Origin of the sequence: Roseovarius sp. D22-M7 (assembly GCF_037083785.1) — a bacterium.
Lineage (GTDB): Bacteria > Pseudomonadota > Alphaproteobacteria > Rhodobacterales > Rhodobacteraceae > Roseovarius.
In genome coordinates, this window is record NZ_JBAPKY010000001.1 from 181,440 (window position 1) to 201,519 (window position 20,080).

General features: G+C 63.2%; 13 protein-coding genes, 3 tRNA genes and 3 rRNA genes. 14 read left to right on the forward strand and 5 right to left on the reverse strand.

The window, feature by feature from the left end:
* Nucleotides 1-298 precede the first annotated feature (298 nt).
* On the forward strand, nt 299-631 hold the full coding sequence (locus tag V8324_RS00850; RefSeq protein ID WP_336418016.1) for a transposase: 333 nt from the start codon (nt 299-301) through the stop codon (nt 629-631).
* An 87-nt stretch (nt 632-718) separates the two neighbouring features.
* Here the strand turns inward: V8324_RS00850 and V8324_RS00855 are convergent, their stop codons facing one another.
* From V8324_RS00855 to V8324_RS00865, 3 genes are all read right to left on the reverse strand, one after another.
* On the reverse strand, nt 719-1,003 hold the full coding sequence (locus tag V8324_RS00855) for a hypothetical protein (protein WP_336418017.1): 285 nt from the start codon (nt 1,001-1,003) through the stop codon (nt 719-721).
* A gap of 500 nt (nt 1,004-1,503) precedes the next feature.
* Nucleotides 1,504-1,578, reverse strand: a tRNA-Gln gene (locus tag V8324_RS00860).
* A gap of 108 nt (nt 1,579-1,686) precedes the next feature.
* Nucleotides 1,687-2,178, reverse strand: a complete 492-nt coding sequence (locus V8324_RS00865; RefSeq protein WP_336418045.1) for an SH3 domain-containing protein — start codon at nt 2,176-2,178, stop codon at nt 1,687-1,689.
* Nucleotides 2,179-2,289: 111 nt separating this feature from the next.
* Between V8324_RS00865 and V8324_RS00870 the strand changes: the two genes are divergently transcribed.
* From V8324_RS00870 to rrf, 8 genes are all read left to right on the forward strand, one after another.
* Nucleotides 2,290-3,276, forward strand: coding sequence for a 2-hydroxyacid dehydrogenase (locus V8324_RS00870; protein WP_336418018.1), 987 nt, complete (start codon nt 2,290-2,292; stop codon nt 3,274-3,276).
* 7 nt (nt 3,277-3,283) lie between these two features.
* Complete coding sequence (locus tag V8324_RS00875; RefSeq protein ID WP_336418019.1) at nt 3,284-4,396, forward strand: THUMP domain-containing class I SAM-dependent RNA methyltransferase; 1,113 nt, start codon at nt 3,284-3,286, stop codon at nt 4,394-4,396.
* A 10-nt stretch (nt 4,397-4,406) separates the two neighbouring features.
* The gene (gene ggt / locus V8324_RS00880) at nt 4,407-6,179 is read left to right on the forward strand and encodes a gamma-glutamyltransferase (protein ID WP_336418020.1); all 1,773 of its coding nucleotides are present in this window, start codon (nt 4,407-4,409) and stop codon (nt 6,177-6,179) included.
* Between the two features lie 616 nt (nt 6,180-6,795).
* Nucleotides 6,796-8,264 (forward strand): 16S ribosomal RNA (locus V8324_RS00885).
* A 320-nt stretch (nt 8,265-8,584) separates the two neighbouring features.
* Nucleotides 8,585-8,661: transfer RNA gene (locus V8324_RS00890), tRNA-Ile, on the forward strand.
* A 125-nt stretch (nt 8,662-8,786) separates the two neighbouring features.
* A tRNA-Ala gene (locus V8324_RS00895) sits at nt 8,787-8,862 on the forward strand.
* Between the two features lie 524 nt (nt 8,863-9,386).
* Nucleotides 9,387-12,218, forward strand: a 23S ribosomal RNA gene (locus V8324_RS00900).
* 96 nt (nt 12,219-12,314) lie between these two features.
* Nucleotides 12,315-12,429, forward strand: a 5S ribosomal RNA gene (rrf, locus tag V8324_RS00905).
* Together the 16S, 23S and 5S rRNA genes with 2 tRNA genes alongside form the textbook arrangement of a ribosomal RNA operon.
* A gap of 343 nt (nt 12,430-12,772) precedes the next feature.
* Here rrf and egtD read toward each other — a convergent pair.
* Nucleotides 12,773-13,711 carry an L-histidine N(alpha)-methyltransferase gene (gene egtD / locus V8324_RS00910; RefSeq protein WP_336418021.1) on the reverse strand — a complete coding sequence of 313 codons (939 nt, stop codon included), beginning with the start codon at nt 13,709-13,711 and terminating at the stop codon, nt 12,773-12,775.
* Nucleotides 13,712-13,847: 136 nt separating this feature from the next.
* Between egtD and V8324_RS00915 the strand changes: the two genes are divergently transcribed.
* The 5 genes from V8324_RS00915 to V8324_RS00935 all read left to right on the forward strand — a co-directional run bounded on the left by V8324_RS00915 (nt 13,848) and on the right by V8324_RS00935 (nt 18,605).
* Nucleotides 13,848-14,828 (forward strand): phytanoyl-CoA dioxygenase family protein, encoded by a 981-nt coding sequence (locus V8324_RS00915; RefSeq protein WP_336418022.1) that lies wholly within the window; start codon nt 13,848-13,850, stop codon nt 14,826-14,828.
* Nucleotides 14,825-15,667: a class I SAM-dependent methyltransferase gene (locus V8324_RS00920; protein ID WP_336418023.1), complete on the forward strand. Its 843-nt coding sequence runs from the start codon at nt 14,825-14,827 to the stop codon at nt 15,665-15,667. Before V8324_RS00915 ends, V8324_RS00920 begins: the two co-directional genes overlap by 4 nt.
* A 29-nt stretch (nt 15,668-15,696) precedes the next feature.
* The gene (locus V8324_RS00925; RefSeq protein WP_336418024.1) at nt 15,697-16,584 is read left to right on the forward strand and encodes a class I SAM-dependent methyltransferase; all 888 of its coding nucleotides are present in this window, start codon (nt 15,697-15,699) and stop codon (nt 16,582-16,584) included.
* Entirely contained in the window at nt 16,581-17,054 is a 474-nt protein-coding gene (locus tag V8324_RS00930) for a DUF427 domain-containing protein (protein ID WP_336418025.1), read from the forward strand. The genes V8324_RS00925 and V8324_RS00930 overlap by 4 nt, the downstream gene beginning before the upstream one ends.
* Nucleotides 17,055-17,327: 273 nt before the next feature.
* Nucleotides 17,328-18,605, forward strand: coding sequence for a PQQ-dependent sugar dehydrogenase (locus V8324_RS00935; protein ID WP_336418026.1), 1,278 nt, complete (start codon nt 17,328-17,330; stop codon nt 18,603-18,605).
* Nucleotides 18,606-18,689: 84 nt separating this feature from the next.
* On the opposite strand, the gene V8324_RS00940 is transcribed toward V8324_RS00935, so the two are convergent.
* Nucleotides 18,690-20,057, reverse strand: a complete 1,368-nt coding sequence (locus V8324_RS00940; protein ID WP_336418027.1) for a TRAP transporter large permease — start codon at nt 20,055-20,057, stop codon at nt 18,690-18,692.
* Nucleotides 20,058-20,080 lie beyond the last annotated feature (23 nt).

Sequence of the window (20,080 nt, forward strand, 5' to 3'; positions counted from 1 at the left end):
GCGGCTCGGAGTTCGCCGGGTCTCGGTGCGCCCGCAGCACCCGAAATCCGACCCCGGGGCCCAACAGGCGTTCACAAAAACGTCGCCGCGACCGTAACCGACGCCCTGCCGAAGCACGCCCGGGACAAACCCTTGGAGATGTGGTTTCGCTGCGCGGCCCTGCGGGTCGGGATGAGGCACAGGTCGGCCCGCAGGGCACGCTCACCCTCCCACGCGCGCCGCGCGACACCCGCGACACCTGGGCCTGCATCTTCGGCGCCGTCTGCGCCCCCACCGCGGAGCCACCGCCGCGCTGCTCATGCCCACCGCCCACCTCGCCGAGATCTCCCGCACCGTCGCCGAGGGCGCACATGCCGTTCTGGTGCTCGACGGTGCCGGATGGCATGGCGCCAAGGCTCTGAAGGTGCCCGACACCATCACCCTGCTGCCGCTCCCGCCCTACGCCCCGGAGTTCAACCCGCTCGAGCACGTCCGGGCCCGCCTCCGCGCCAACCGCCTCGCCATCTCCGTGTTCGAAACCTACGAGGAGATCGTGGCACGATGCTGCGACGCTTGGAACTTCTTGGCCAACGACATCGCGACCGTGCGCTCGATTACCACCCGAGAATATGCCAAGGCGATCGAAAGCTAAGGCATTTGATAAATCGAGGGCAGCAGACTAACCGTTCGCAAGCCCAGTTGCATTGACAGCGCTGTTCGCGGCGACAGCAAATGCGTCTCAAATGGTCGCAGGGTTACTCTCCCATCCCGGCCAGGGAAAGAGAGTCCAGCGGCTTTCGACCGCGACGTGGTTAGCCAATTGCGTCTGGATCGGGAGGTCCGACAGGCCAAGAGCCGGCGTCTGGCGCTGGACGGCCATGGCCCGCAGAACGGTTTCCATCGACTGAGCGCCGTGACTGAACTGCCAGTCCCGTAGCATCGTGCAGACGAGATCGTCGGTGATCGCGCCTTTGTCGATATCCGCGGTGATCTCTGGGAAAACCCTTTCAAGCAGCGCGTGCAACAAGAGCGCCCGGTGCAAAAGGGCGGTGCCAGTCTGGTCTCCTGCAGTTGAGCCGCCGACACCGCTGACATTCAGAACTCCGCTGAGACGCGATATGAAATCAAGGATTTTGTCGTTTTTGACGGTGTCCTTCTGTTCCTCGGACGGCGGCGGTTGCCGTTTCCGGCAAATTCTTCGAATGTGTCCGCCGTGCCGCCCGCAAACACGAAGATGCCACGCCCGATCGGGCGCACCGAATCGCCATCTCGATCGCCCGTTTCGGGATCCGCGGGGGCCAGACATAGGCCGCGCCGCGGCGGGTCACGTGAGTCATTGCTCCCACCTTCAGCTCCCAGTTGGGGACCCCGTAGAGAGACAAGAATTTCGCGCCCGCGCCGCCTGAAGAGGGCGTCGTGTTGCAGTAGTGTGTCACACCCATGTGTCCCAATTGCGCCAAACCGGCGTGAGGCTGCGAATCCAATCGCAGTAAAACGTCTTAAATCAGGTGCTAAGCTGGAATGTGGCTGGGGTGGTAGGATTCGAACCTACGGTACACAGTACCAAAAACTGCTGCCTTACCACTTGGCTACACCCCAACGTGCGCCGCTCATTACTCTGGCACCTCGGTCTGTTCAAGTGCCGGGGCGAAAATATTTGCCGGCCTCGCGCGATAGCTGGTGCTTAGTCCGACTTGGATGGCACCGTCACTCCAACGTTTCGTCCGGACCGACCCCCCAGAGCGCGCTTTTCGGGGTCCAGCCGTGGTAGCCGTCCGCGGAGACGGCGCACCACGTCTGGCCGCATTCCTCGAGCCTTGCGACCACGCCCTGCTCGAGGCGCGCGACGACCATCGAATCCGCGTGCGGCCGGGCGCGCATGTCCAGCATCTGCGCGCGCACCAGCGCGGTGCGGGCGCCCGACAGAAGCGTGTAATGCACCCAGCCTCCGGCGCCGTCGCCGTCCTGCACGCGGCGCCAGTGCCCGTATTCGGCCGTCACCCGCAGGGGCATGCCGCGGTGTTTGAACACCCAGTCGATCCGGTGGGTCAGGCTGGGCCCGCGGCGCACATTGGCCTCGGACGCCTTCAGCGAGACGTAGCGCGGCAGCGGCAAGTTGGTGACCGGGCCGCGCTCTTGCGCGGCGACAAGGCCTGGGCCCATCACAAGCGCCAGCAGGGCGAGCCCCCGAAATACCATCGCTTTCATCCGATTTCCGCCTGTCTGCCTGCACGGGGTTCTTGTGCCCCGCGCGTTCTTGCGCCACCTTGCCAGCAAGCTGCGTGAAATGAAAGCGTGAGGAGGGATGTCATGCCATCTGCCCGTCTGAATGTGGTCGTGACGCGACGCCTGCCCGAACCGGTCGAGACGCGCATGAAAGAGCTTTTCGACGTGCGCCTGCGCGAGGACGATGCCCCGATGAGCCGTGAGCAACTGACCCGCGCCGTGCGCGAGGCGGATGTGCTGGTGCCGACGCTTACCGACCGTATCGATGCGGGGCTGATCGCGCAGGCCGGGGACCAGCTCAAGCTGATCGCGAATTACGGTGCGGGGGTGGATCATATCGACGTGGATACCGCGCGCCAGCACGGCATACTGGTGTCGAACACGCCGGGTGTGCTGACCGACGACACAGCCGACATGACCATGGCGCTGATCCTCGCGGTGACCCGCCGCCTGCCAGAGGGGCTCGCGCGGATGCAGTCCGGCGACTGGCAGGGCTGGTCGCCCACGGCACTTCTGGGCGGGCGCGTCGCGGGCCGCCGCCTGGGCATCCTCGGCATGGGCCGGATCGGGCAGGCGGTGGCGCGCCGGGCGGCGGCGTTCGGCATGCAGGTGCATTACCACAATCGCCACCGGCTGCGCCCCGATGTCGAGGACGCGTTGCAGGCCAGCTACTGGGAAAGCCTCGACCAGATGGTCGCGCGAATGGATGTCCTCAGCATCAACTGCCCGCACACCCCCTCGACCTTCCACCTGATGAACGCGCGGCGGCTGAAGCTGATGAAGCCCGAAGCGGTGATCGTGAACACCTCGCGCGGCGAGGTGATCGACGAGAACGCGCTGACGCGGATGCTGCGGGCCGGCGATCTCGCGGGCGCGGGCCTCGACGTCTACGAGCACGGCACCGAGATCAATCCACGCTTGCGTGAACTCGCGAATGTGGTGCTCTTGCCGCATATGGGCTCGGCCACGGTGGAGGGCCGGATCGAGATGGGCGAGAAGGTCATCATCAACATCAAGACCTTCGACGACGGCCACCGCCCGCCGGACCAGGTCGTCCCGTCGATGCTGTGACACTGCCTTGAGCCAAAGCGCACCGTTCGAGATATTTCTCGTCGCGCAGCCGGGGTTGGAAGAGGTTCTGGCCGAAGAGGCCCGCGCGGCGGGATTCGGCCCGGTCGCCCCAGGGCGCGGCGGCGTCAGCTTTCCGGGCACCTGGCCGGACGTCATGCGTGCCAACCTGCAACTGCGCGGCGCGGGTCGGGTTCTGGCCCGCATCGGCGGGTTCCGCGCCATGCACCTGGCGCAGCTCGACAAAAGGGCGCGCAAGTTCGACTGGGCGGCGCATCTGCGCCCCGACGTGCCGCTGCGTGTCGAGGTAAGCTGCCGCAAGTCGAAGATCTATCACGAAGGCGCCGCGAAGGAACGCATCGCGCGGGCGATCACCGAAAGCCTTGGCGCGCCGGTCAGCGAGCATGCCGCGCTGCGCCTGATGGCGCGGATCGAGGATGATCTGGTGACCTTCAGCCTCGACACCTCGGGCGAACCGCTGCACCGCCGCGGCTACAAGGAGGCCGTCGGCAAGGCCCCGTTGCGCGAAACGCTGGCTGCGCTCTTTTTGTGGCAATGCGGCTATGTCGGGCGGGAACCCGTGCTCGATCCAATGTGCGGGTCGGGCACCTTTCCCATCGAGGCGGCGGAAATCGCGGCTGGGCTTCCCCCCGGGCGCGCGCGCCGCTTCGCCTTCGAGGATCTGGCGGGCTTCGATGCGGATGCCTGGGTGGCATTCGGGCACTCGGCCGCACCACACCAGGTGCCGCAGCAATTCATCGGCTACGACCGCGATGCGGGGGCCGTCCGCATGGCCGCGCAGAATGCCGAGCGGGCCGAGGTGGGCGATCTGACGCGCTTCGCCTGCCAGCCGATCTCGGATCTTGTGCGGCCCGAGGGCCCGCCGGGGCTGGTGATGGTCAACCCGCCCTACGGCGCGCGGATCGGCAATCGCAAGCTCTTGTTCGGGCTTTACGCGCGCCTCGGCGAGGTCCTGATGCGCGAGATGCACGGCTGGCGCGTCGGGCTGGTGACCAGCGATGGCGGGCTGGCGAAAACCACCGGCCTGCCGTTCTTGCCACCGGGCCCACCCGTCGCGCATGGTGGGTTGAAGGTGACGCTGTGGCGCACCGATCCTTTGTAGGGAGGCGACGATGCGCGTGATGCTTCTGGTCCTCGGCCTGATCCTGGGCGCGCCGGGGCTGGCGCAGGATGCCGCGGATCGCGTGGCGCCCGAAGGCGCGGGGGCGGGTCTGTTTCAGGTGCCCGCCCTGCTCGAAGCCTCGGCCAAGGCCAAGGCGGCGGGGCGCCCGGTCAAGGCCGAAAACTGGATGATCGCCGCGGCGAATCCCCTGGCGGTCGAATCGGGCGCAAAGGTGCTGGCCAGGGGCGGGACCGCCGCGGATGCCATGGTGGCGGTGCAGGCGGTGCTGGGGCTGGTAGAGCCGCAAAGCTCCGGCCTCGGCGGCGGTGCATTCCTTGTCTGGCACGACGCCGAGTCCGGCGAGATCACCACGCTCGACGCGCGTGAAACCGCGCCGCTGGCGGTCACGCCGCAACTGTTCCTCGATGCGGATGGCGAACCGCTCGACTTCTTCGACGCGGTGGTCGGCGGGCGGTCGGTCGGCGTGCCGGGTACGCCCGCCCTGATGGCAGAGGCCCATGCCCGCTGGGGGCGCAGCCCATGGCCGGGGCTCTTCACCGATGCGATCCGGCTGGCCGAGGACGGCTTTAGCGTCAGCCCGCGGCTGGCGATGCTGGTGGCTGGCGATGTCGCGCGCCTGTCGCGATTCGCCGCGATCCGCGCCTATTTCCTGCCCGACGGCCACCCGGTGCAGGCGGGCGACACCCTGCGCAACCCCGCCTATGCCGAGACGTTGCGCAAGCTGGCCGAAGACGGCGCCCGCGGCTTTTATACCGGAGGGGTCGCCGAGGATATCGTCGCCCGTGTGCAGGGCGTGCGGGACAATCTTGGCCGGCTGAGCGGCACCGATCTTGCGATCTACCGGGTGAAAGAGCGCGCGGCGGTCTGCAGCCCCTACCGCGAATTCGAGGTCTGCGGCATGGGTCCGCCCTCTTCGGGCGGCGTGACGGTCGCACAGATCCTCGGCCTGCTCGAACCGTTCGATCTAGCGGATCTCGGCCCCGAAAGCGCGCAAGCCTGGCGCCTGATCGGCGATGCCAGCCGATTGGCGTTTGCGGACCGGGGACGTTACCTCGCCGACAGCGATTTCGTGCCGGTGCCCGTCGCGGGGCTGCTCGCACCGGACTACCTGAAATCGCGCTCCGCGTTGCTGCGCCGCGAGGACGCGCTGCCGCAGGTCGCGCCGGGCGCGCCGGAGTTCGAGCACGCGCTGGACTGGGGCGAGGGCCGGCGGGGCGAGCGGCCCTCGACCTCGCATGTCTCGATCGTCGATCGCGACGGCAACGCGCTGAGCATGACCTCGAGCATCGAGAACGCGTTCGGGTCACGCCTGATGGTGCGGGGGTTCCTGCTCAACAACCAACTGACAGACTTCTCGTTCGCGACCCACGACGGCGGGCGCCCGATTGCCAACGCGGCAGCCCCCGGCAAGCGCCCGCGCTCCTCGATGGCGCCGACGATCCTGCGAAGGGACGGCCGGCCGGTGCTTGTCCTTGGCAGTCCCGGGGGCAGCCGCATCATCGGCTATGTTGCCAAAACGATCCTCGCCTGGGTGGACTGGGGGATGGACCCGCAACAGGCGGCCGGATTGCCGCACTTGGTGAACCGCTTTGGCCCTTTCGAACTGGAACCGGTGGCGGACGGCCTTGCCGATGAATTGCGCGGGCTGGGATACGACGTGAGCATCACCGACCAGACCTCGGGCCTGCACGTGATCGAGATCGGGCAGGGTCTGCTCGGCGGTGCCGATCCGCGCCGCGAAGGTTTGGCCTACGGCGACTGAGGTGGCACGGCTGGCCTCGCCCCAGGCCAGGAAGGCCGCGGAAAAAAGCGCCGTGGCGCGGAAAATTTCACTTTTCTGTAAAAAACGTCTTGCGCCCGAGTGTGGGTATGGGTAGAAGCCCTTTCACCGGCGGCGCGGGAGTGTTGTTGGGAGATCTTGCGGTTGGACGGGTTGAGGCCTTGAAGATTTGCGGATCGGACGATATTTGGAGATTTGGTTGGCGGGTTGCGCTAGGTAGTTTGGCGCTTCCTGTTGGTTTTGTCTCCGCGCTCTTTGAAAATTTGCAATCTGAAGAGATATGTGGGCGGTTTGGTTCGTTTCGATGGATCAACGTCTGTATATCAACGCCGGTAGGGTTTGGTGCTCGAGTAGCCGCAAGGTGGTAGCACACTTACAATCCCGATGACCGGTGTCAGCTTCACTGTCTTGTATGGACGTCTGCTCTTCGGAGACGATGTGCATCAGACAGATGACTTTCAATGCAGGTCGTACCTAGCCGGGTCGACCATATTGCGGAGCGCTTGTGCGTGGTTGATGCCGCGCTCAAGTAACGAAGCGGTAGCGCATTGAAGATGTGCAGAGGTTCGACGTCAAGGATAACCGGGCAACCGGTTTTCAACTTGAGAGTTTGATCCTGGCTCAGAACGAACGCTGGCGGCAGGCCTAACACATGCAAGTCGAGCGATCCCTTCGGGGATAGCGGCGGACGGGTGAGTAACGCGTGGGAACGTACCCTCTTCTGCGGGATAGCCACTGGAAACGGTGAGTAATACCGCATACGCCCTTTTGGGGAAAGATTTATCGGAGGAGGATCGGCCCGCGTTGGATTAGGTAGTTGGTGGGGTAACGGCCTACCAAGCCTACGATCCATAGCTGGTTTTAGAGGATGATCAGCCACACTGGGACTGAGACACGGCCCAGACTCCTACGGGAGGCAGCAGTGGGGAATCTTAGACAATGGGGGCAACCCTGATCTAGCCATGCCGCGTGAGTGACGAAGGTCTTAGGATCGTAAAGCTCTTTCGCCTGTGATGATAATGACAGTAGCAGGTAAAGAAACCCCGGCTAACTCCGTGCCAGCAGCCGCGGTAATACGGAGGGGGTTAGCGTTGTTCGGAATTACTGGGCGTAAAGCGCACGTAGGCGGACCATCAAGTTGGGGGTGAAATCCCGGGGCTCAACCCCGGAACTGCCTTCAAAACTGGTGGTCTGGAGTTCGAGAGAGGTGAGTGGAATTCCGAGTGTAGAGGTGAAATTCGTAGATATTCGGAGGAACATCAGTGGCGAAGGCGGCTCACTGGCTCGATACTGACGCTGAGGTGCGAAAGTGTGGGGAGCAAACAGGATTAGATACCCTGGTAGTCCACACCGTAAACGATGAATGCCAGTCGTCGGGTAGCATGCTATTCGGTGACACACCTAACGGATTAAGCATTCCGCCTGGGGAGTACGGTCGCAAGATTAAAACTCAAAGGAATTGACGGGGGCCCGCACAAGCGGTGGAGCATGTGGTTTAATTCGAAGCAACGCGCAGAACCTTACCAACCCTTGACATGGATATCGCGGTTACCGGAGACGGTTTCCTTCAGTTCGGCTGGATATCACACAGGTGCTGCATGGCTGTCGTCAGCTCGTGTCGTGAGATGTTCGGTTAAGTCCGGCAACGAGCGCAACCCACATTTTCAGTTGCCAGCAGGTCAAGCTGGGCACTCTGGAGAAACTGCCCGTGATAAGCGGGAGGAAGGTGTGGATGACGTCAAGTCCTCATGGCCCTTACGGGTTGGGCTACACACGTGCTACAATGGTGGTGACAATGGGTTAATCCCCAAAAACCATCTCAGTTCGGATTGGGGTCTGCAACTCGACCCCATGAAGTCGGAATCGCTAGTAATCGCGTAACAGCATGACGCGGTGAATACGTTCCCGGGCCTTGTACACACCGCCCGTCACACCATGGGAGTTGGGTTTACCCGACGGCCGTGCGCTAACCCTTCGGGGAGGCAGCGGACCACGGTAAGCTCAGCGACTGGGGTGAAGTCGTAACAAGGTAGCCGTAGGGGAACCTGCGGCTGGATCACCTCCTTTCTAAGGATGTTTCTGGATTCATGGCGAGACCATATTCGCGCTCAAGCAGCCGGAGGCGGTAGCGCACTGAACGTGAAACACTTAGCAGATCGGCAATCAAAGCCGGTCATATACCGAGCCGGACCGTCCTCATATCTCTTCAGACACGTCTTCAGACCCGCCGGCCTGTCAGGGTCGGTCGCTCAGGTGGGCAGCCGCGCACGCCTGATACGCGTGAGGTCGGAGGTTCAGGCCTTCCTGGGGCATTGGCGAAGATGGCCTCGGCAATGGCTTGGCATCGCCAGGCCCGGGTGCTACGGCCCACCGGCGAGATGGCCAGAGGGTCGGTAGCTCAGGTGGTTAGAGCGCACGCCTGATAAGCGTGAGGTCGGAGGTTCAAGTCCTCCTCGACCCACCATCTCCTTCGGGATGGCCTCGAAAAGCCGCAGGCGGCAGGCCAGAAAACCGGCCTCAAGCAGCCGACAGGCGGCAGGCCAAGCATTCGGCCTCAAGTAGCCGAATAGGCGGTAGGCCAAGAGTCACGGGGCCTTAGCTCAGCTGGGAGAGCGCCTGATTTGCATTCAGGAGGTCAGGAGTTCGATCCTCCTAGGCTCCACCAATCTTCGCTGCGCTCAGAATGGTGCAGCCTAGGTTCATTGTGCACCAATTCTCAAGTGAATTGGTGAGTGCCCCACCATTCCTCGGCGCGTGTGGAGCAGACGCAAGAACATATCTTCAAGCGGTCCATTAGACCTTTTGAACGTCTGTTCTTCAGACGATCTGTCCGCGCCGCAAGGCGTTAGGACAGATACTGTCCTCAAGTAGCCGCAAGGCGGTAGGACAGAACATTGACATCGTTTAGAGAGATACAAATCAACACTGTTTGATGCCCGCGCGTAAGCGGTGCATCTCGGTTTGGTTCCACCGGGGGCTTGTCCCTCGTGGAAGGCATGTCTCGGGCTGCTTCCTCAACCCGTCGCATGTATCCCGGCCGAAACGAACAGAGTTGTCCAAGTCAAGTACACTAACCAAATGCGTCATCGAAAGATGATGCGGGAAATGTATGCTTTCGATCGGAAAAATGGCTGTGGTTTGTTACCAGCTTCCACCGCCGCGCAAGCCAGTCTTGCTTTTTCTGGATCGAATCAAGCGCGAAAAGGGCGTTTGGTGAATGCCTTGGCAGTAAGAGGCGATGAAGGACGTGATACTCTGCGATAAGCCGTGAGGAGCCGAGAATAGGCCTTGATCCACGGATTTCCGAATGGGGCAACCCACCTGATACTCGATTGTTGATAACCTTGCGGTTATCACCAGTCGGGTGAAACAGGTACTTGTTGACTGAATACATAGGTCTTCAAGAGCAAACCCGGGGAACTGAAACATCTAAGTACCCGGAGGAAAGGACAGCAATAGCGACTCCCCTAGTAGCGGCGAGCGAACGGGGACCAGCCGAGCCCGAGACGTGACCGGAACATGTTGGGAAGCATGGCCATAGCGGGTGACAGCCCCGTACGGGAAGCGTCAAGGGACGTATCAAGTAGGGCGGGACACGTGAAATCCTGTCTGAAGATCGGAGGACCACCTTCGAAGGCTAAGTACTCCTTACTGACCGATAGTGAACCAGTACCGTGAGGGAAAGGTGAAAAGCACCCCGACGAGGGGAGTGAAACAGTACCTGAAACCGAACGCCTACAATCAGTTGGAGCTCCCTTGCGGAGTGACGGCGTACCTTTTGTATAATGGGTCATCGACTTGGTCTATCCAGCAAGCTTAAGCCGTTAGGTGTAGGCGCAGCGAAAGCGAGTCTTAAATGGGCGCATGAGTTGGATGGATCAGACCCGAAACCGAGTGATCTAGGCATGACCAGGATGAAGGTAAGGTAACACTTACTGAAGGTCCGAACCCACACCTGTTGAAAAAGGTCGGGATGAGTTGTGCCTAGGGGTGAAAGGCCAATCAAACTCGGAGATAGCTGGTTCTCTGCGAAATCTATTTAGGTAGAGCGTCATCTTTATACCCCCGGGGGTAGAGCACTGGATGGGTAATGGGGCCCCACAGGCTTACTGATCCTAACCAAACTCCGAATACCGGGGAGTACTGGATGGCAGACAGACGGTGGATGCTAACGTCCATCGTCGAGAGGGAAACAACCCTGACCGACAGCTAAGGCCCCCAATTCATGGCTAAGTGGGAAAGCAGGTGGGACGACCAAAACAACCAGGAGGTTGGCTTAGAAGCAGCCATCCTTTAAAGATAGCGTAACAGCTCACTGGTCTAAACAAGTTGTCCTGCGGCGAAGATGTAACGGGGCTCAAGCCATGAGCCGAAGCTTCGGATGCGCGCAAGCGCGTGGTAGCAGAGCGTGGTGTGACATAGTTCACTGTCTCTTTAGCGACTTCGGTCGTTACGGAGACAAGGAGCTTTCGATGAAGCCGGGGCGTGAGCCATCCGGTGGAGAGATCACCAGTGAGAATGATGACATGAGTAGCGACAAAGAGTGTGAGAGACACTCTCGCCGAAAGTCCAAGGGTTCCTGCTTAAAGCTAATCTGAGCAGGGTGAGCCGACCCCTAAGGCGAGGCCGAAAGGCGTAGTCGATGGGAACCGGGTTAATATTCCCGGGCCAGATGGAAGTGACGGATCGCGAAGATTGTTCGCCCTTATCGGATTGGGCGGGCCGTCAAGCGGTTCCTGGAAATAGCTCCATCGCTAGATCGTACCCTAAACCGACACAGGTGGACTGGTAGAGCATACCAAGGCGCTTGAGAGAACGATGTTGAAGGAACTCGGCAAAATACCTCCGTAAGTTCGCGAGAAGGAGGCCCGGGTTCAAGGCAACTTGGATCCGGGGGCACAAACCAGGGGGTGGCGACTGTTTACTAAAAACACAGGGCTCTGCGAAGTCGCAAGACGACGTATAGGGTCTGACGCCTGCCCGGTGCCTGAAGGTTAAAAGGAGAGGTGAGAGCCTTGAATTGAAGCCCAGGTAAACGGCGGCCGTAACTATAACGGTCCTAAGGTAGCGAAATTCCTTGTCGGGTAAGTTCCGACCTGCACGAATGGCGTAACGACTTCCCCGCTGTCTCCAACATCGACTCAGCGAAATTGAATTGCCTGTCAAGATGCAGGCTTCCCGCGGTTAGACGGAAAGACCCCGTGCACCTTTACTACAGCTTCGCACTGGCATCAGGATTGTGATGTGCAGGATAGGTGGTAGGCTTTGAAACCGTGACGCCAGTCGCGGTGGAGCCACCCTTGAGATACCACCCTTCGCACTCTTGATGTCTAACCGCGGCCCGTTATCCGGGTCCGGGACCCTGCGTGGCGGGTAGTTTGACTGGGGCGGTCGCCTCCTAAAGCGTAACGGAGGCGCGCGAAGGTTGGCTCAGAGCGGTCGGAAATCGCTCGTTGAGTGCAATGGCATAAGCCAGCCTGACTGCGAGACAGACATGTCGAGCAGAGTCGAAAGACGGCCATAGTGATCCGGTGGTCCCGAGTGGAAGGGCCATCGCTCAACGGATAAAAGGTACGCCGGGGATAACAGGCTGATACTGCCCAAGAGTCCATATCGACGGCAGTGTTTGGCACCTCGATGTCGGCTCATCTCATCCTGGGGCTGGAGCAGGTCCCAAGGGTACGGCTGTTCGCCGTTTAAAGAGGTACGTGAGCTGGGTTTAGAACGTCGTGAGACAGTTCGGTCCCTATCTGCCGTGGGTGTAGGATACTTGAGAGGAGTTGCCCCTAGTACGAGAGGACCGGGGTGAACGATCCACTGGTGGACCTGTTGTGGCGCCAGCCGCAGTGCAGGGTAGCTATGATCGGACAGGATAACCGCTGAAGGCATCTAAGCGGGAAGCCCCCCTCAAAACAAGGTATCCCTGAGGGCCGTGGTAGACCACCACGTCGATAGGCCGGAGATGTAAGCGCAGCAATGCGTTCAGTTGACCGGTACTAATGGCCCGATAGGCTTGATTCGATCCAGTAAAAGACAGACTGGACGCAATCGATCGCATACACACCAAAACATGTGCCTGACTTGGACAACGACGTTGATAATTGAGGATTTCCCCGGTTTGGTGGTCATAGCGTAAGCAAAACACCCGGTCCCATCCCGAACCCGGTCGTTAAGTGCTACAGCGCCAATGGTACTGCGTCTCAAGACGTGGGAGAGTAGGTCGCCGCCAAACCTGGAAAATCCTCAAAAAAACACCTCTCTAACGATGACAAATGAACCAGGACGAAATCCAAGCCGATAGGCCGGGCAGGGCACAAGGCGCCGCACCCGCCCGGACATCGTCATCGGCCAAGTACAAAAACCCCAAACAGGCCATCTGTAAGACCGCATGTCTGTAAGCGCGATCTGGGGCCCACCTTCTTCTGACTTATGATTTCTGGGAATCCGTCCCTGTCTTGGAATAGGGAAGGAGTTTCTCCGTGGAGGANCCTCTCTAACGATGACAAATGAACCAGGACGAAATCCAAGCCGATAGGCCGGGCAGAGCGAAAGGCGCCGCACCCGCCCGGACATCGTCATCGGCCAAGTACAAAAACCCCAAACAGGCCATCCGCGTCGGTGAGGAAATCGTCTACGCGCCAACCCGCGCTTGTGGCTAGGTCCGAAAGCCTCTCGACTGTGTACTTGTGGCTGTTCTCGGTATGGATCGTCTCGCCCGGCGCAAACGCCACCAGCTCATCGCCGACGCGCACCACCTGATCGTTCTGGCTTTCGAGGTGCATCTCGACACGGGCCTCGCCGGCGTTCCAGAGAGCAAGATGACGGAAGGTGTCGAGGTCGAACTCGGCGCCCACCTCGCGGTTGAGGCGGGTCAGCAGGTTGAGGTTGAACCGCGCCGTCACGCCCTGCGCGTCGTCATAGGCGGCGACGAGAGTTTCGGGTGCCTTTACCAGATCGACCCCGAGGATCAACGCCTGGTGATGCGGCCAGTGGCCGAGCCGCGCGAGCAGCGCCTCGGCCGCCTCAGGCGCGAGGTTGCCGATCGTCGAGCCCGGAAAGAACCCCACCACAGGCGCCCTGCCGAGATCGGGCAGGCGCACCGGCGTCATGAAATCCGCCACCACTGGCGTGACCGTCAGCGCCGGGTAATCGGCGGCAAGATCCGAGGCCGTGGCGTGCAGGAAGTCTTCGGAGATATCGACCGGGACATAGGCCGAAAGCTGGGGCAGGCCGTCGAGCAACAGCCGCGTCTTGACGCTGGCGCCGCTGCCCAGCTCCACCAGCGCCGCGCCTTCGGGCACATGCGCGGCGATGCGCGGCAGTTGCGCCTCGAGGATCGCCCGCTCTGTCCGGGCGGGATAATATTCCGCAAGTTGCGTGATCTCTTCGAAAATCTCGCTGCCGAGCGCGTCGTAGAACCATTTGGGCGAAAGGCCCTTTGGGGTTTGCGACAGGCCCGCGACGGCGTCGGAATGAAGGGCGCGATTGGTGATCCGCGACGTGCTTGCGTCCATGATGTCCTCGTCTCGATTTGTTTGCAATGGCGGGTAGATAAGTCGTCGGGGCGCAACATCCAGCCAATCCCGGGTTCGCGCTTGCCGCGGCGTCTGCTTGACTTACCTGTCGACGCGATCAAGGAAAGGATGCGCCATGCCCGAGACCGCCACGACCGATGCCACCGACGTCAGCCAGCCCTGGGACCAAGACAACCAGGCATGGTGGGACTGGTATGTAAGCCTTGCCGACAATGACGGGGCCGATGCGCCGGTGGTGGCAGCGCCGCCGCTGCCGGACGTGGCGATCCCGTCCGATGACGGGGTGATTGCGGAATTGGCCAAGCCATATCCCCTGACGGACGACCAGATCGCGTTTTTCCAGGCGAACGGGTTCATCAAGCTGAAAGAGGTGTTCTCGCCCGGCGCGGTGATGAAGCTGCGTGCCGAACTGATCCGCCTGTTGAAGGCCGAGTTCTACGTCGATCCCGATACCGGCGCGCACGACCGCTTCCTCAGCCTCGAGATGATCTGGCCCGACAACCCGCTTCTGCGGGCCTATGTGCTGTCGCCACGGCTGGGGCAGATCTCCGCCGATCTTCTGAAGGTGGCCTCGGTCCGGCTGTATCATGACAACGTGCTGGCCAAGCAGGCCGGCTGCGGGCGCACGCCGTGGCATTTCGACGATCATCACTTTCCGCTGGACACGCATGACGTGGTCACCGCGTGGGCCCCCGCGCAGCCGATCCCCTTGGAAATGGGGCCGCTGGCGTTTGCCTATCCGCTGGACGTGCACAAGCTGGTCGATGCCGTGACCTTCGAGAAGACCGGCACCGGCTACGATCGCGGCGTGGCCGAGGTATTCGCGCGGGGCGGTGTCGCCGTGGACGAGACCGAGTTCGAGATCGGCGAGGTCAGCTTTCACCACAATCTCAGCTTTCATACCGCCGCCCGCAACCGAACCGATCGCAGCCGGGTGGTTCTTGCCAACACCTATTACGCCGATGGGGCGCGGATCGTGGATGCGCCCACCATGGTCTCGGGCGACTGGCAGAAATTTATGCCGGGCGTCGGGCCGGGCGACGTGGCGGCAAGCGAACTGAACCCGATCTGCTGGCCTGTGGAGGACGGGGCATGAGCGACGATATCCTGACGCGCAGCACCGCGCACTGGTCCGAGGCCGGGCGCGCCGGCATGGACGCGTTCTACACGCTGGCCACCGACGATTACCGGCATCTGGCCGAAGCGCGCGATTGGGCCGGCTGGCTGGCGGCTGCGCAACAGCAGGCGGGCGACCGGTCGCTGCGGCTTCTGGACGTGGCCTGCGGGTCGGGCAAGTTTCCCAACGCGCTTGTCCGGCACGCGCGCGTGGCCGAGGCCGGGTTGCGGCCCGTCGCCACGGATCTGCTGGACCCCTCGGCGTTCTCCATCGCCGAGGCGCGTGCGGCGCTTCCCGCGCCCTTCATGCCCGCCGCCGAGCATGAGACGACACTGCAGGATTTCACCCCGCCGCCTGATGGCTATGACATCGTGTGGGCGACGCATGCACTTTATGCCGTTCCGGCCAAGGATTTGCCGAAAGCCGCCGAGCAGTTCTGCGCCGCGATGGGCCCCGGCGGGTGCGGGGTGATCGCGCACAGTGCCGCGGCCGGGCATTACGTCGAGTTTCACCGGCGTTACCTGAACGCGTTCGGGTCCGCGGATGCCGCGCCTTACATCTCCGCCGAGGATCTGGCGGCGGCGTTGCGCGCCGCGGGCGCGCAGGTCGGGGTGACCGAGGTGCGCTATGACAGCGTAGCAGGCGCCGACGCGACCGAGGCCGTCGAGGGCTACCTGCAGCGCTGCGTCTTCGATGACGGCGTCTCGCTGGCCGAGATGCAGGCGCAATCGCCCGTGGCCGAATGGGTGGCTGCAGCGCGCCGGGAAGACAGCTGGCGCTTCCCGCAGGTCGTGCACCTGATGGATGTCACTGCCTGAACGGTTTTCCCAAAAAATGGAGATTTGGCGTGAACGATCACAGCCCCTTGCGGTCGGCGTGGACCGAAAGCCTTGAACGCGGCCAGGCCCCAAATGCGGCTGCGCTGCGTGCCCATCTGCGGGCCGTGCACCGCGACCATGCCGGTTTTACAGAAACCTGCGCGCGCGCCTGCCGTGACGCGGCCGGGCGCACCAGCTACGACTGGCTGGCAGAGGTGGTGCCCGAGGGCATAGCGGCACAGGTGCTGGATCTCGCCTGCGGGTCGGGGCCGCTGCTGAAGATCCTGCACGACCGAAAGGCCGGCCTGCGGCTGACCGGGGTGGACATGTGCCCCGAGGAGCTGGCGCTGGCCCGCGCACAGTTGCCAGTGGGCGCCGCGCGGCTCATGCAGGCCGAGGCGCAGGACATGGCGCAGATCCCCGACGGATCGGTCGATGCCGTGCTGTGCCACTGGGCGCTGACCCTGATGGACCCGGTCGCGCCGGTGCTGGACGAGGTGCGCCGCGTGCTGGCCCCGGGAGGCCGTTTCGCCGCTCTCGTGGACGGGCCGATGGAGGCCGCACCGGGCTATGCGGGCGTGCACGACCTGATCTACGGCCATGTGCAGGCGGAACTGCCCGGGTATGGCGTCGTCGATCTGGGCGATCCGCGCGTGCGCGGTGCCGACAGCCTGAGCGATCTTGTCCGCGCGGCCTTCCCCGATGCGACGGTGACGGTCGAAACCGGCGTCGTCGCGATGGAGGGTCCCGCTAACGACGTGGCCGAAGCTGCCGCGGGGTTCTTTTACGCGGCGTTCATCCTGTCGCCCGCGCGCCGCGTGCGGATGCTGGCGGACCTGGCCGGGCTTCTGGCGATCCCCGGCACGGCGCAAGGCCGCTTCGCCATGCCGATCAACCGTCTGCTGGTCACGACATGACGGGCCTGCCGCGCGAGAATGTGCAGGACTATCCGCGCCCCCCGGCGCTGGAATCCGTCGCGCAGACGCTGACCATCCGTCTTGGCGGGGCGCTGGTCGCGCAGACCGTGCGCGCCCTACGGGTGCTGGAAACCCATCACGCGCCAACTTACTATCTGCCGCCCGAGGATGTCACGGCCACCCTGCGCCCCGTGCCCGGCGGCAGCTTTTGCGAATGGAAGGGCGCCGCGCGCTATTACGACGTGATCGCCGGCGGGACCACCGCGCCGCGCGCCGCGTGGAGCTATGACGCCCCCTCGGGCCGGTTCGCGGCGCTGGCGGGGTATCTGGCGTTCTATGCCGGGTCGATGGACGAGGCGTGGGTGGGCGAGACCCGCGTGGTGCCGCAGCCCGGCGATTTCTACGGCGGCTGGGTGACACCCAACCTCGACGGGCGCATCAAGGGCGCGCCCGGCACCCGGCACTGGTAGCCGTCAGGGCCTGCGACAAAGGCGCGTCATCGCGAACAGCCGGTCGACGCGGTCGCGCGCCGGGCCCGGTCGGGGGTTTCCGTCCGACTGTTCCCTGACCATGATCAGACCAACCGGGGCGCGGCCGTTTTGCCGCGGGGCGCGCCCTTTGTGCCTATTGACGTTGCGCGACGCCCGACCCTACCCTCTTTCCTGTGCGAAGCCTTTTCGCATCCGCGGACACCGACGATGCCTGTCGCCGCATCCGCTTTTCCAAAGGGAGGATCTGATCTCATGAAACAACTACACGACTTGCGCGCCCTGCCGCTGGTCTCGATCGCGGCGATGATGGCCGCGGTGCCGGCGCTCGCGCAGACCAATACCAGCAGCCTCGACCACGAGGTGGTGCTGTCGGATCTTGATGCGCCGTGGGACATGGCATTTCTGCCCGACGGCACGATGTTCTTCACCGAGAAATGCCACGGCCTGTCGGTGCGCCTGCCCGACGGCACGGTGAACGCCCTGCTTGGCGTCGGCGATACCGCAGGCTATGCCACCAACGGCGAGGACCTTTTCTGCGAGGGGCAGGCCGGCATGATGGGCGTCGCCGTCGATCCCGATTTCGCCGACAACCGCCGGATCTACGTCTATTCGACCTCGAACATGTCCGATCCGCATACCAACCGGCTGATGCGGTTCGAGGTGAACGGGGATCTGACCGACGTGTCGGGCCGCACCGATCTGGTCGACGACGTGCCCTACAAGATGGAAGCGACCGACCAGCCCTTCGGTGGGCCGGGCGCGCATAATGGCGGCCGCGTGGCGTTCGGCCCCGAGGGGCACCTGTTCCTGACCACCGGCGACAACCACAATGCCGAGGTGCCGCAAAGCCCGACGATGATGGGCTCGAAGGTGCTGCGCCTCGACACAGACGGCAACGCCGCCGAGGGCAACGCCCCGCCCGAGGGCTTCGATCCGCGGACCTACACCTACGGGCACCGCAACGTGCAGGGCCTCGCCTTCCATCCCGGCACCGGCACGCCGATCACCGCCGAGCACGGGCCGTGGCATTCCGACGAGATCACGGTGCTGGAGAATGGCGGCAATGGCGGCTGGGATCCGCGTCCCAACATGGCCGGGCGCGGCGACTGCCCGGACGGCTATTGCGGCTACGAGCCCAACCAGATGGAGGGCATGAACCGGTACGAACGGCGGGCCTACATGCCGATGACCGATTTCGAGACCTATCCCGACGCGATGCCCCCGATCTGGACCAACAATGGCTGGTCGCAGGGCATATCCGGCGCCGCGTTCCTGGAGGGCGAGGCCTGGGGCGACTGGGAAGGCGCCATGGTGGTCAGCTATCTCGGGATCGGCTTCGGCGGCACGCCGGTGGGTGAGCGTATCGACGTGGTCGAACTCGACGAGGGCGAGATCTCGGTTTTCGACGTGACCGAGATGACCTTGCCGATGGAATCACAGCGCTTCCGCGCGCTCGCTACCGGGCCCGATGGCAGCCTCTACGTGTCCTCCGAAGAGGGCATGATCCACAAGCTCACCCCCACCGACTGAGCCCGCGCTGCCCAGCAAGACGAAAAGGCCGCACCGCCCTGCAAGGCGGTGCGGCTTTTGCTTTGTCCGGGCTATCGCGTCCGGTCATCCGTAGACGGCGGTGGGCAGCCAGGTCACGATCTCGGGTATGAAGACCATCGTCAGCACAACGATCAGCTGGATCAGCACGAATGGCACCACACCGGCGTAGATGTCGCGCGTGGTGATCGATCGCGGTGCGGCGCCCTTGAGGTAGAACAGCGAGAAACCAACGGGCGGCGTGATGAACGAAGTCTGAAGCGCGACCGCGAAGACCACCACGAACCAGATCGGATCGAAGCCCAGCCCGACGATCACCGGCCCGACCAGCGGCAGGAAGATCAGCGTGATCTCCAGCCAGTCGAGGAAGAACCCCGCGAGGAACGCGAAGAACAGAACCGTCAGCACCACCCCGACCGCGCCGAACGGGATCGCCGTGATCGCGCTCTCGATCATCTGGTCGCCGCCAAGGCCGCGCATCACCAGCGCAAAGGCCGTGGCGCCGACGAAGATCGCGAAGATGAAGGCGGTGGTCAGCGTGGTGCGCACCGCGACCATCCAGATCACCTTGAGGCTCAGCCGGCGATTGGCGAGCGCCAGAAGCGTCGCCCCGAAGGCGCCGATCCCCGACGCCTCGGTGGGGGTGGCGATGCCTAGGAAGATCGTCCCGAGCACGGCAAGGATCAACCCCACCGGCGGCAGCACGGCGATGAGCGTGTCGAGCACCAACTTCCCCGAGAATGGCTCGACGGACTTGGGGCGCGGTGCGAGGGAGGGCTTCAGCACCACGGCAAGGACCACGTAGATCAGGTAGGCCACGCCCAGCAGCACGCCGGGGACGATCGCGCCCATGAACAGCTCGCCCACCGACAGCGACAGCTGGTCGGCCATGATGATCAGCATGATCGAGGGCGGGATCAGGATGCCCAGCGTGCCGGATGCGGCGACCACGCCCGCGGCGAGGCGCTTGTCGTAGCCTGCTTCCAGCATGATTGGCAAGGATATCGTCGCCAGCAGCACCACCGACGCGCCGACGATCCCCGTCGACGCGGCCAGCAGGATGCCGATCAGCACCACCGCCATGGCCAGCCCGCCGCTGACGCGCCCGAGGGTCTCGGAAAACGACCGCATCAGCTTCTCGGCCAGCCCCGACTGGTCCAGCATCAGCCCCATGAAGACGAACATCGGCAAGGCCACCAGCACCGCGTTCTCCATCGTGCCGTATATGCGCTGCACGATGATCCGGTAGTCGCGCCAGCTGTCGAAGAACAGCGTGTTGACGTCGAACTGGCTGGCCAGCTGGATGGTTATGAACGCGACCACCAGCGAGGTCCCGGCCAGCGACCATGCCACCGGCACGCCGGTGAAGAGCAGCCCGATGAACATGAAGAGCATCAACAGCACGAGAAGTTCGTTAGCGGCGAGGCCAAGCATTGCGTGTCTCTTTTTTTTCCGGG